At 62.6% G+C, this 12,401-nt stretch carries 12 protein-coding genes; 5 read left to right on the top strand and 7 right to left on the bottom strand.

Annotated features, from left to right (window positions below):
- Positions 1–12: 12 nt before the first annotated feature.
- The 6 genes from B9A31_RS20120 to B9A31_RS20145 all read right to left on the bottom strand — a co-directional run bounded on the left by B9A31_RS20120 (position 13) and on the right by B9A31_RS20145 (position 7,012).
- A complete protein-coding gene (locus tag B9A31_RS20120; RefSeq protein ID WP_084297296.1) occupies positions 13–3,648 on the bottom strand; it encodes an ATP-binding protein in 3,636 nt (1,211 codons plus the stop codon).
- Between the two features lie 8 nt (positions 3,649–3,656).
- The gene (locus B9A31_RS20125; RefSeq protein WP_019096177.1) at positions 3,657–4,274 is read right to left on the bottom strand and encodes a response regulator transcription factor; all 618 of its coding nucleotides are present in this window, start codon (positions 4,272–4,274) and stop codon (positions 3,657–3,659) included.
- Between the two features lie 277 nt (positions 4,275–4,551).
- On the bottom strand, positions 4,552–5,883 hold the full coding sequence (locus tag B9A31_RS20130; RefSeq protein ID WP_019096178.1) for a deoxyguanosinetriphosphate triphosphohydrolase: 1,332 nt from the start codon (positions 5,881–5,883) through the stop codon (positions 4,552–4,554).
- A 104-nt stretch (positions 5,884–5,987) separates the two neighbouring features.
- Positions 5,988–6,317 carry a hypothetical protein gene (locus B9A31_RS20135; RefSeq protein WP_019096179.1) on the bottom strand — a complete coding sequence of 110 codons (330 nt, stop codon included), beginning with the start codon at positions 6,315–6,317 and terminating at the stop codon, positions 5,988–5,990.
- A complete protein-coding gene (locus B9A31_RS20140) occupies positions 6,314–6,688 on the bottom strand; it encodes a phage holin family protein (protein ID WP_016714868.1) in 375 nt (124 codons plus the stop codon). The genes B9A31_RS20135 and B9A31_RS20140 overlap by 4 nt, the downstream gene beginning before the upstream one ends.
- 9 nt (positions 6,689–6,697) lie before the next feature.
- Entirely contained in the window at positions 6,698–7,012 is a 315-nt protein-coding gene (locus B9A31_RS20145) for an ElaB/YgaM/YqjD family protein (protein WP_019096180.1), read from the bottom strand.
- A 314-nt stretch (positions 7,013–7,326) separates the two neighbouring features.
- Here B9A31_RS20145 and B9A31_RS20150 point away from each other — a divergent pair, with 314 nt between their 5' ends.
- The 5 genes from B9A31_RS20150 to B9A31_RS20170 all read left to right on the top strand — a co-directional run bounded on the left by B9A31_RS20150 (position 7,327) and on the right by B9A31_RS20170 (position 10,675).
- Positions 7,327–8,535 carry an ammonium transporter gene (locus tag B9A31_RS20150; protein WP_084297297.1) on the top strand — a complete coding sequence of 403 codons (1,209 nt, stop codon included), beginning with the start codon at positions 7,327–7,329 and terminating at the stop codon, positions 8,533–8,535.
- 71 nt (positions 8,536–8,606) lie between these two features.
- Complete coding sequence (locus B9A31_RS20155; RefSeq protein WP_019096182.1) at positions 8,607–8,846, top strand: glutaredoxin family protein; 240 nt, start codon at positions 8,607–8,609, stop codon at positions 8,844–8,846.
- Between the two features lie 88 nt (positions 8,847–8,934).
- Positions 8,935–9,366: a D-Ala-D-Ala carboxypeptidase family metallohydrolase gene (locus B9A31_RS20160; protein ID WP_019096183.1), complete on the top strand. Its 432-nt coding sequence runs from the start codon at positions 8,935–8,937 to the stop codon at positions 9,364–9,366.
- Positions 9,367–9,431: 65 nt separating this feature from the next.
- On the top strand, positions 9,432–9,740 hold the full coding sequence (locus B9A31_RS20165) for a hypothetical protein (protein ID WP_019096184.1): 309 nt from the start codon (positions 9,432–9,434) through the stop codon (positions 9,738–9,740).
- A 50-nt stretch (positions 9,741–9,790) separates the two neighbouring features.
- Positions 9,791–10,675 carry a pseudouridine synthase gene (locus B9A31_RS20170; RefSeq protein ID WP_019096185.1) on the top strand — a complete coding sequence of 295 codons (885 nt, stop codon included), beginning with the start codon at positions 9,791–9,793 and terminating at the stop codon, positions 10,673–10,675.
- 83 nt (positions 10,676–10,758) lie between these two features.
- Here B9A31_RS20170 and B9A31_RS20175 read toward each other — a convergent pair whose 3' ends face one another.
- On the bottom strand, positions 10,759–12,324 hold the full coding sequence (locus tag B9A31_RS20175; RefSeq protein WP_019096186.1) for a methyl-accepting chemotaxis protein: 1,566 nt from the start codon (positions 12,322–12,324) through the stop codon (positions 10,759–10,761).
- Between the last annotated feature and the right edge of the window lie 77 nt (positions 12,325–12,401).

Below are 12,401 nucleotides of genomic sequence, written 5' to 3' on the forward strand. Positions count from 1 at the left end.
ACGCCGCGCAGTCTACCAGTTAACACGGCTGGCTGCCTGCGTATCGGTGCTTGGGGGTAATTCTTTGGCCAGGGCCAGCTCCACTCGCCGCATGTGCCGCGCCAGTGCCTGACGCCGCAGGCGCAACTGGGCAGTAGGCAAGCCACCAGACTCCAGTGCTTCGCAGGCGGCCATCAGGTCGGGCGCTTCGAGCATGCGCGCTGCGCTGAGCACTTTGTGGGCCTGTTCGGCAATCGCATCGGCGTCGTGCTCTGGGTGCAGCGCCATCAAGGTGGAAAGATCGGCCTGCAGGCTTTGCTGCAGAGTCTGCAGAAAACGCCGGCGGTCGGCGGGGTCATGCCCGACTACTGCAGCCAGGCCATCCAGGTGATACAGGGGGCGTCGGCGCTTGCGCTGCCGGCGCGGGTTGATGCCGGCCAGGCGCTGGCTGAGGGTGCTCAGGCTGATGGGCTTGAGCAAACAGTCGTCCATGCCGGCGCTCAGGCACTTGCGGCGTACTTCTGGCTGAGCGTTGGCGGTATAGCCAAGAATGGTGCAGCGTGGCCGGTTGCCATGGCGCTCTTCGGTGCGCACGGCTGTCGCCAGCTGGTAGCCGTTCATGTGCGGCATGTTGCAGTCAAGTACCAGCACATCGAAGTTGCCCGCCCGCCAGGTGGCCAGGCCTTCACGGCCATCGCGGGCGCTGGCGTGCTCCAGGCCCAGGTAGGCAAGCTGCTGCGCCATCAGTTGCAGGTTGGCCGGATGGTCGTCGATCACCAGCACGTTCAGCCGCGGGTCGGGCACATCGAGCTTTTCGATCAGGGGCGCCGGCTGCACTTGCGCATCAACCTGTTGCAGCGGCATTTTCAGGCAGACTTGGGTGCCGACCCCTTCGAGGCTTTTGAGGGTCAGGTCGCCACCCATCATTTCGCACAGGTTGCGGCAGATGGTCAGGCCCAACCCGGTACCTGCGCGCGCACCCTGGCTATGCGGGTTGGCCTGGACGAACGGGGTGAACAGGCGTTGCAGGTCGTCGGCGTGGATGCCGATGCCACTGTCACGCACTTCCAGTTGCAGTACGGCGGGCGTGCTGGTGCCGTTGTCCTGCAGGTCGGCGCTGATACGCACCTGGCCATGCTCGGTGAACTTGATGGCGTTGCTGACCAGGTTGGACAGCACCTGTTTGAAGCGCAGGGGGTCGAGCAAGGCATGGCAGCGCGCGGCCGGCGTGATCATCACCTCGAGTGCCAGGCCTTTCTGCCGCGCCTGGCCCTCGAAGATGCGCCCCACTGACTCCACCAATGCGGCCAGGTCTACGGCCTCCGGCGCCAGGGTCAGGTGCCCGGACTCGATGCGCACGATATCGAGGATATCGCCGATCAGGCCTAGCAGGTCTTTGGCCGAATGGTGGGCAAGCTCCAGTGCGCCACGGTCCAGGCGACCTTGGTCGGCGCGCTTCACCGCCAGTTCGAGCATGCCGATCACGGCATTCATCGGGGTGCGTATTTCGTGGCTGATGGTGGCCAGGAAGGTGCTTTTGGCGCGGTTGGCATCGTCGGCCTGTTGTTTGGCCTGGCGCAGCTCCAGCACCAGTTGGCGGCGATCGCTGATATCGATCCAGCCGCCGATGATGCCCTGGATTTCTCCCAGTGAGTCGCGGTACGGCAGAATCCAGTGATAAATGGTCAGCTCGCGTCCCTTGATCCGCAGGGGGCGGTCCATGATCAACGGCGAGCCGGCGGCCATGACTTTCAGGTAGTCGGCCTGGATTTGACGGGTTTGCTCGGGATTGGCGAAAAGGCTGTCTTCGAGTTGCTTGCCAATGACCTCATCGGACCGGGCCTGCACGGCTTCCAGGTAGCTGTAGTTGCAGCTTTTCAGGCAGCCCTCGCGGTCACGCACATACATGGGGTGGGGGGTGCCGTTGAGCAGTGCGCGCATGAATGCCAGTTGGTCGTTCAGGGCGCGTTCGGCGCGGTGGCGCTGACGAATCTGCAGACGCAGGCGAGCGTTCCAGAGCAAGGCCAGCAGCAGAAGCACGGCAATGCCCAGCATGACCTGCAGTGCGAGACGGCTGTAACCCTTGGCGTTGCTGTCTTCGTGTCGGCTAAAGCCGCGCCAGCGGTTGTTGATAACCCCCAGCTCCTCCGGTGAGATGCTGAGCAGTGCCTTGTCGAGGATCGACAGCAGGGCCGGTGAAGGGGCCATGGTGGCCATGGCGAAGTTGGCGGGTTCGCTGCCCACCGACGAGCGGATCACCAGTTCCGGGTTGCTGGCCAAGGCGTGGTTGGCATCGATCAGGGTGGTAATCACTGCATCGACGGCACCACTGTTGAGCAACGCCATGGAGTAGAACGCGCTTTCGGTCTCGACCCAGCCGATCTGCGGATAGTACCGGGACAGCATGGCATCCATGGCGCTGTAGCGGGTAATGGCGATGCGATGCCCTTTCAGTTGTTCCAGCGAGCCCAGTGCCTTGTTGTCCTTGTGGCTGACCAGTACGTAGGCGCTTTCCAGGTAGGGGCGGCTGATTAGCAGGTCGTCCCCCGCCGCCCTGGCGCTGGCCAATGCGGCGATGACATCGGCCCGGCCATCCTTGAGGCGGGCAATCATGTCGGCAATGCCACTGGCACGTTGTACTTCGAAGCGTAAGCCTGTGCGCAGGCGGATGAGCTCCAGCAGGTCGGCAGTGATGCCGCGAAAATGCCCCGAATCATCGAAATAGGAGAGGGGTGCAGCCGTGTCATCAATCGCCACGCGCATCACCGGATGCTGCTGCAGCCACTGTTGCTCGGCCTCGCTCAATTGCAGTTGGCGGTCGCTCAGCAGTTGGTCGCTGCCAGCGCTCCAGCGCTTGAAAATGCTGGTGCGCATGGCCGGCGTCTGGCTGTCGAGGACAATGTTCACCAGCTCCAGCAGCAGTGTGTCTTGCTGGCGCAAGGCAAAACCGAAGCCGATGGCCTTGTGCTGGCCGAAGTTGGCCATGCGCAGGCGTGGCAGGTGGCCGCGATTGAGCTGGTAGTGCGTGGAGATGGTGTCGCCGATGAACACGTCGGCCTGGCCGAATGCCACGGCATTCAGTGCCTGGCTGGAAGAGCCGAAGGCCAGCAGCTCGGCCTTGGGGTAGGCGCTGTGTACTTCCTGTTCGGGCAGGTAGTGGTAGAGCATGCCCAGGCGCATGCCGGTCAGGTCCGTGTCCATCGCCCGGTTTTCATCTTCGCGCGTTACCAGTACCGGTTGGTCGATGGCATAGGGCTGTGACAGCACCAGGCCGTCGTTGGCCGCTTCGTAGCCATTGGCGCTGCCGAGTAAATCGATATCACCCTGCCTGAGCGCCTCCACCGCCGCTTGCCGGCTGGGAAAACGCAGCACCCGCACGGGTAACTGCAGGGCCTTGCCGACCAGGCTTGCATACTCGGCGGTCAGGCCTTGGTAGGCGCGGCCGCCACTGGTGATGTCGAACGGTGGGTAGTCGGGCGCCGACGTTCCCAGTACCAGTTCCTGACGGCCTTCGAGCCATAACCGTTGTTCGGGCGTGAACAGGAGCTGGGCCGGACCGGCCGATGACCTTGCCAGCAACGTGTAGGACGACGCTTCGCGAGTGGTAGCCTGTGTCGCGCCGCTTGATAGCAGCAGGGCGAGCAGCAGGCGGGCGATAGTGCGGGCCATGACCACCTTCAGACAAGCGCGTTGCGCTTGGCCATCTCGATCAGATCCACCAGCGTGTTGACCTGAAGCTTGTGCATGAGGCGCTTTTTGTAGGTGCTGACGGTTTTGCTGCTGAGGAACATGCCTTTGGCAATTTCCTTGTTGCTGCGGCCTTGGGCGAAGAGTTGCAGTACCATCAGTTCGCGGTCATTCACCTGGCGGAAAAGTTGCAAGTCGGTGCCGGTAGTCGGGTTGTTATTGATTGCCTGGCTGGGGAAATAGTTATATCCAGCCAGGACCGCCTTGATCGCACTGAGCAGTTCACCCAGGTCTTCTTGCTTGCACACGTAACCCGCAGCACCTGAGTGCATGCAGCGCACGGCAAACAATGCCGGGGACTGTGCAGTCAATACCAGAACCTTCAAGGGCAGGGCCATCGACTGAAAACGGGAAAGTACCTCCAGGCCATCTAGCTTGGGGATGCTGATGTCGAGGATGACCAGGTCGGGGTTGCTCTCCCGGATCATCTGCATGGCATCCACGCCGTTGTCCGACTCGCCGGCAATCTTGTAGTTCTGGTTTTCCAGCAGCATACGGACGGCCAGGCGAATGACCGGATGGTCGTCAACAATAAATATGGAGTGCATGTTTAACTTCCCTGCGGTCGTTTAGGGTGACAGGTGGCACCTTATCGCAGTTGGAAGTCGCCGGGCATGCGAGGATGGGCTGTTAGCCTTATATGGGAAATGGCTTACAAGATAAAACAAAACCGGCTACGAAATGGGCATGTTCAACTCGATGTCAAAGCGCATTTGGTAACTTTTCATTGATTTTTATTCGTGTTGTTTAATTTGCCGTCAGTATATGTAGGAAGTTTCCTGCAATCAGCGGTGCAGCCGAGGCAGGCTGCACCGAAAGCACAACTCACGTAGGGCTGGAGCGCCCGGTCATTTCACTGGCCATTTCGCTGGCGTAGCTGTCGGTCATGCCAGCGATGAAGTCGATCATGCGCAGGAAGGCACTGTGCAACGAGGCATGCGGGTCTGGGGCATTGTTGCCGATCAGGTCCAGTACCCGACGGCTTTTGAACGATGGCGTGCGCCCACCATGCTGTTCAAGGGCTGCACCGCAGAAGGTGTTCAGCAGAATCTCCAGGGTGGTGTAGGCACCGATTTCATGCAGGGTCTTGCGCTTGTCCTGAAAGATCTTGTTGCGCGCCATGTCCTTGGCCTGCAGCACGCAGCGCTTGGCCGGGCCGTGCATGTGTTCGACCAGGTCGCCTGCCAGTTGCCCGGCCAGCAAGGCGTGTTGCTGCTCGACGAAGGCGTGGGCGGCAGCGTTGGTCAGGTGCTCGATGGCCTTGCCACGCAGAATGGCCAGCTTACGCCGGCGCGAGTCGCGTGGGCCTAGCTGGCGGTAGGTTTCCGGCAGGTCATCACCGACCAGGTCGAGCAGCAACGCCTCGACTTCGGCGTATTGCAGCAGCTCCATTTCCAGGCCGTCTTCGAGGTCGATCAGTGCATAGCAGATGTCGTCGGCAGCCTCCATCAGGTACACCAGCGGGTGGCGTGCCCAACGTTGGTCTTCCAGTTGTGGCAACCCCAGTTTGCGGGCGATCTGTTCGAGCAGGTGCAGTTCGCTCTGGTAGCTGCCGAACTTGTGCTTCTTGTAACCCATGGCGTCGGCGTGGCGCGCGCTCCAGGGGTACTTGAGGTAGGTGCCGAGGGTGGCATACGTCAGCCGGGTGCCGCCGTCGAACTGGTGATACTCCAGCTGGGTAAGCACACGAAAGCCCTGTGCATTGCCTTCGAAGTTGAGGAAGTCGGCCCGCTCGTCGTCGTTCATGTCGTCCAGCCAGCCACGCCCGGCGGCTTGCTGGAACCAGTGGCGAATGGCGTCCTCGCCAGAGTGGCCGAAAGGCGGGTTGCCTATGTCGTGGGCCAGGCAGGCCGACTGTACGATCATTCCCAGGTCACTGGGGGCGCACCAGTCCGGCAGGCTGTCGCGCAGGGTTTCGCCGACGCGCATGCCCAGCGAGCGACCGACGCAGCTGACTTCCAACGAATGGGTCAGGCGCGTGTGGATATGGTCGTTGCTGGAAACCGGGTGTACCTGGGTCTTGCGCCCAAGGCGACGGAAAGCGCCGGAGAAGATGATGCGGTCGTGGTCTTTGTGGAAGGGGCTGCGCCCGAGTTCATCGGCGCTATAGAGGGCTTTGCCCAGGCGTTCGCGGGTGAGCAGGGTGTGCCAGTCCAAGGCGCGGTCTCCTGTGGATCGAAGGCTTTAGCTTCCCGTGTCGTGTTCATCTGCGCAAGGGGCAGGGTGGTACCGCCCCTGGGTGGGGGCGGGTCATTCAAGGCTCAGGGGCGGCGGTTGCCTTGCAGGTACAGGCGCACCAGCGGCAACAGGCTGGTCCCCAGCCGCACCAGGCGCGCCAGGTTGCCGCTGCGCACGCCTTTGCCGGTGAGGAAGCCCAGCGCCACCACGGCGCCAATCCCCCACAAGGGCGCATGTTTGATCCCCAGGCCATCGTGCAGCGAGTTGCCCATGCCGCGCACACGGCGCAGCGGTTCCATCAGTTGCCCCGACTCGTGACGGATTTCCTGGCGGTGCATTTCCATGCGCAGGCGCAGCAGTGCCTTGCGCAGTTCGCGTGGGTTACGCGTGTTTGGCAGTTCTGGCAGGCTCATGGCAACAGGCGCTCCCGGTCCTTGGCAAGTTCTTCGAGGGTGGCGCCGAACGGCGACGACTCGTCGAACACCGCCGCCTTCAGGCGTAGCCCGCAGTACAGCGCGGCCATGCCGTAGAACACGCACAGGCCGATGATACCGGCCAGGCGATAGCTGTCCCACAGCAGCACCAGCAATAGCCCGGACAGCGCCGTCAGCAGCAGCAGCGCGAATACCAGCGCCAGGCCGGCGAACAGCAGCAGGCTCAAGGTGCGGCCCTTTTGCTCCTGCAATTCGATGCCGAACAGTTCGATGTGGCTGTGCAGCAGGCCCAGCGCGGCGGCGCCCAGGCGCCTGCCCGAGGCGCTGGCGCCGTTGGCGTCATTCTCCATGGGAACCCCTTAGCGCCGGTTGGCCAGCAGGCCGATCAACAGGCCGACGCCGGCGGCGATGCCGATCGCCTGCCACGGACTTTCCCGCACATACTGCTCGGCGCTGCCCAGCGCGGCCTGGCCGCGTTCACGCACCGAGTCCTGGGTCAGTTGCAGGGTTTCGCGGGCCTGGGCCAGGCGGTCGTGAATCTGTTCACGCAATTCGTCGGCCTGGTCGCCGGCAAGGTTGGCGGTGTCGGCCAATAGTTTCTCGGTGTCACGCACCAAGGCCTGGAAGTCAGCCATCAATATCTCTTGTGCAGTCTTTGCCGATTTGCTGGCCATGGGTGTCTCCCTGTCGATTGAGTGTTGGTAATTCGAGTGATAGCACGCGCGGAAGGTTCAAGTGCTAGTGCTGGTATGGGCCTTGCTAAGTGTTTGCCACGTTGCGGGGCACCGCCGTCACGGCTTGCGCCGATTCAGGGCGCCCATGCAGCGAATACCGATAAACCTTAACCCAATCCACGACAAACCCAAGAAAAAACCACGCAGGCTCCGCCCGGTTCGCCAAAACAGGGCAGGGGGCTGGCACCGAATCGGTGCAGGGATGCAGGTTCTTGAACTGTCCTGGTGCCTTTTTCAGCAGGTCTGCCTATTTCATGGAAAACATGCACAGCGCGATGAACTCCCTGGTCCACGGTTCCAATACCCTGTTCATTCTGATGGGCGCCATTCTGGTGCTGGCCATGCATGCCGGCTTCGCGTTCCTCGAAGTGGGCACGGTGCGCCACAAGAACCAGGTCAACGCCTTGTCGAAGATCCTCAGCGATTTTGCCATCTCGGCGCTGGTGTACTTCTTTATAGGCTACTGGATCGCCTATGGCGTCAACTTCTTCCAGCCCGCGGCAACGCTGGCTGCCGATCATGGCTATGCCCTGGTCAAGTGCTTCTTCCTGCTGACGTTCGCGGCGGCGATACCGGCGATCATCTCCGGCGGCATTGCCGAGCGGGCGCGCTTTGTGCCGCAGCTGTGCGCCACGGCCTTGATCGTGGCGTTCATCTACCCGTTTTTCGAAGGTGTGGTGTGGAACGGCAACCTTGGCGTGCAGGCTTGGCTGCAGGCACGCTTCGGCGCGCCGTTCCATGACTTTGCGGGGTCGGTGGTGGTGCATGCCATGGGCGGCTGGCTGGCGCTGGCGGCGGTGCTGTTGCTGGGCGCGCGCCGCGGGCGCTACCGCGATGGCCGGCTGGTGGCGTTTGCGCCGTCGAGCATTCCCTTCCTGGCGCTGGGTTCGTGGATCCTGATCATCGGCTGGTTCGGCTTCAATGTCATGAGCGCCCAGACGTTGCAGGGCGTCAGCGGCCTGGTGGCGATCAATTCATTGATGGCCATGGTCGGCGGCACCCTGTCGGCCCTGCTGGCCGGACGCAACGACCCGGGCTTCCTGCACAACGGGCCGTTGGCCGGCCTGGTGGCAATCTGTGCCGGTTCCGACCTGATGCACCCGATCGGTGCGCTGGCCACAGGCCTGGTGGCGGGCGCACTGTTCGTCTGGACCTTCACCGCAGCGCAAAACCGCTGGAAGATCGACGACGTGCTGGGTGTGTGGCCGTTGCACGGGCTGTGCGGCGTCTGGGGGGGAATCGCTTGCGGCGTATTCGGTCAGACAGCCCTGGGTGGGATGGGCGGTGTCAGCCTGGCCAGCCAGTTGTTGGGCAGCCTGATGGGTGTGGTTGTGGCCTTGGCCGGTGGCTTTGCCGTGTACGGGGCAATCCGCGCGTTGCATGGCCTGCGCTTGAGCCATGAGCAGGAGTTCCAGGGCGCGGACCTGTCACTGCACCGCATTGGCGCCACCAGCCAGGATTGAGCCAGGTCAGGTGCACGGATGGCGGGACGGACCTAGAATAGGTTTTTCCCAGCCATACCGGAATGTACCCCATGCTGCCTGAATGCCAACTGTTCGGCACCCTCGGCTGCCACCTGTGCGAAGTGGCCGAGGCCGTGCTGATGCCCTTCGTCGATCATGGTCTGTTGGTTGAGCTGGTCGACATCGCCGAGAACGAGGCCCTGTTCGAGCGTTATGGCCTGATCATTCCGGTGCTGCGACGCTGCGACAACGGCGGTGAGTTGCACTGGCCGTTCGATGCCGAGCAGGTGGTGGCGTTCCTCGCGCAGTGATGGCTCCAGGGGAGCTGCGTCCCTGCTCCAAGGTGATGACGTTGAGCTGATGATCCGGTGCCTACATTCAGTCACCGGGAGCCTCGCCATGTTGATCACCCCGCATTTCACGCTTGATGAAATGACCGTTTCCCAGCTTGCCGCCAGGGACGGCTTTGATAACACGCCACCGCCGCAAGCCCGTGCCAACCTGCAGTTTCTGTGTGGAGCGCTCGAGCAGGTGCGCGCGCTGTTCGATGCGCCCATCATCATCAGCAGCGGCTACCGCAGCGAGAAGGTCAACCAGCTGATCGGAGGCTCCCGGAATAGCCAGCACGTTCAAGGCCTGGCGGCAGATTTCACGGTGATTGAAGTCAGCCCGCGCGATACCGTGCGCAGAATCAGTAACAGCACCATCGCTTTCGACCAGTTGATCCTCGAATTCGATCGCTGGGTGCACCTGTCCGTGACGTGCGACACGCCTCGGCGCCAGGTGCTGACCCTGCGCAAAGGCAGTGGCTATCTGCCGGGGCTGCAATGAACCGCATTGACGGCGGCAAGGGGATGTTCGTATGCTGTATATAAATACAGTATCGAGGTGAACCCATGCTCAACGTCGAGCAACTCAAGTACAGCGTCAACCGCATGCCCGTGGAGCGGGTGGCCGATGCCGTGCTGGAACTGCGCCTCGAAGGCCTGGTCACCGATGACCGTACCCCGTTCGGTAAGGTCCACTTCAATACCTGTTTCGCCGAGATCGAGGCCCTGTTCCAGCGTGCCGGTTACCACCGGGGGCTGGATGTAGTGGGTTACCAAGGGTTGCTGTATGCCCTCTACGACCCAGGCCGCTGGGAGCCGGTGCAGGTGCTGCGCTGGCTGAAGGAGCGCAGCGAGGCCATAGGCCAGGCTGGTTGAGGGCGCGGGCTTGGGGGATAATACGCGGCCGTGAACGTTTCGAGCCTGCCATGACCACGCCTTTCGACCCCGCCCGCCAGCAAGCCAGCACGGTGTGCCTGCCCCCCGGTAACTGGGCGACGGTGCTCGATTGCCTGTGTGACCATTTCAAGGCTATCGATCGCGCCCAGTGGCTCGACCGTTTTGCCCGTGGCCGGGTGCTGGATGCCGAGGGGCGGGCGGTTTCTGCCGAGTTGCCTTACAAGCGCGGTATGCGTTTGCACTATTTCCGTGAAGTGCCGAACGAGCGACCCATCCCGGTGCAGGAAACGGTCCTGCATGTGGATGAGCACCTGGTGGTGGCCGACAAGCCGCATTTTCTGCCGGTGACGCCAACCGGTGAATACGTCGAGCAGACCTTGCTGCGCCGCCTGATCCGCCGTCTGGATAACCCGCACCTGGTGCCGCTGCACCGTATCGACCGTCACACCGCCGGGCTTGTGCTGTTTTCTGCCAATCCGCACAGCCGCAGTGCCTACCAGCGCCTGTTCCCCGAACGGCGTATCGACAAGCGCTACCAGGCCATTGCCGCAGCCATGCCGCAGCATGAGTATCCGCTGGTACACAAAAGCCGGCTGGTGCATGGCGAGCCGTTTTTCCGCATGCATGAGGTAGAAGGGGAGGCCAACAGCGAGACCCTGGCCGAGGTGTTGGAGAAGAAGGGTGAGCTGTGGCGCTATGGGTTGTCGCCGGTAACCGGCAAGACCCACCAATTACGCGTGCACATGGCGGCGTTGGGGGCGGGGATCAGCAACGACCCGTTCTATCCGCAGTTGCTGAACGAAGAAGATGACTATCAGCGGCCCCTGAAACTGCTGGCGCAGAGCCTGCGCTTCAAGGACCCGTTGAGCGGGGAAGAGCGGTATTTCGAGAGCCGGTTGCGGCTGGATTGGTAGCGCGGTAAGTCGGACGCACTCGGTCCCTGTAGGAGCGCCCCGGCAAGGGCGCTCCTACAGGGACCGCGTAAGGCCAGCGGGAGTCAGCGGTTGAAACGCTCCACCAGCGAGTACTGGCTCCCCGCCGTGCTGGTCAACTCTTCGCTGAGCAGTGCCGAGTGCAAGGCCTGTTCGGCGGTCTGGTCGGCCAGTTCGGCAATGGTGCTGATGTTGCGGCTGATCTCGTCGGCCACTGCAGTCTGCTCTTCGGTCGCTGCAGCAATCTGGGTCGCCATGTCGGTGATGTTGGCGACCGCTTCACTGATCCCCACCAGCGCCTCGTCAGCCTGCATCACCCGGTCGACGCCTTCCTGTGCCTGGCGGTGGCCGGTTTCCATGGTCAGTACGGCGTTGTTGGCAGTTTGTTGCAGTTTGGCAATCAGGCCATGGATCTGACCGGTGGACTCTGCAGTGCGCTGAGCCAGTTGGCGCACTTCATCAGCCACCACGGCAAAACCACGGCCCATTTCCCCGGCGCGCGCCGCTTCGATCGCTGCGTTAAGCGCCAGCAGGTTGGTCTGGTCGGCGATGCCCTTGATCACATCGACCACACCGCCAATTTCGTCGCTGTCCTTGGCCAGCTGGGTCACCGTCTGGCCGGTTTCACCCACCGCTGCCGACAGGCGCTCGATGGCATCGCGGGTTTCCCCGGCAATCTGCCGCCCCTGGCTGGTCAGACGGTTGGCTTCCTGGGTGGCGTCGGCGGTGCGCTGCACATGGTTGGCCACTTCCTGCGTGGTGGCGGCCATCTGGTTGACTGCAGCGGCGACCTGCTCGGTTTCTACCCGCTGACGCTCAAGCCCCGAGGAGCTCTTGTGCGCCAGGGCGTCGGACTGGCGCGCCTGGTCGCTGAGGTGTTCGGCACTGTCCTGCAGGCGGGTCAGGCAGGTTTTCAGGCGGGCGTCCTGGCTGAGCATGGCCATTTCCAGGCGCGCCTGCACGCCTCGGCTGTCGGTAAACATCTGTGCGATCAGCGGGTCGGAGGTGGTCTGTTCGGCCAGGCGCAGCAAGCGCTTCAGGCCGCGCTGCTGCCAGCCCAGGCCAAGCAGGCCCAACGGTACGGAAAGCCCGGCGGCCAGTGCGAAGCCCCAGGAGTGGCCAAGCCAGTTGCCGATCAGGAAGCCTACCTGGCTGATCAGGATGAACGGCAGCCAGTCCTGCAACACCGGCAGCCACTTGTCGCGGCGCGGTACTGGCGGCTTGCCCTGGTTGATGCGCTGGTACAGCGCCTCGGCGCGACGGATCTGCTCGGCGGTGGGCTTGACCCGCACGGACTCGAAGCCCACGACCTGGTTGTTGTCGTAGATCGGCGTGACATAGGCGTTGACCCAGTAGTGGTCGCCAGACTTGCAGCGGTTTTTGACAATGCCCATCCAGGGTTGGCCCTGCTTGAGCGTTTGCCACATATGGGCGAACACGGCAGGCGGCACGTCGGGGTGACGCACCAGGTTGTGCGGCGCACCGGTCAGCTCTTCGCGGGTGAACCCACTGATTTCGATGAAGGCATCGTTGCAGTAGGTGATCACACCCTTGGCATTGGTGGTGGAGATCAACCGCTGCTGGGCAGGGAAAGTCCGTTCTCTCTGGGTAATCGGCTGGTTGTTACGCATGGGTTGATAGTCCGCAAGGCTTTCGACAGGTATCGGCAAGGGACTGGTTTTATTGAATGATTATTTAATGTGAAAGA

Origin of the sequence: Pseudomonas sp. URIL14HWK12:I5 (assembly GCF_900176445.1) — a bacterium.
Classification (GTDB): domain Bacteria; phylum Pseudomonadota; class Gammaproteobacteria; order Pseudomonadales; family Pseudomonadaceae; genus Aquipseudomonas; species Aquipseudomonas monteilii.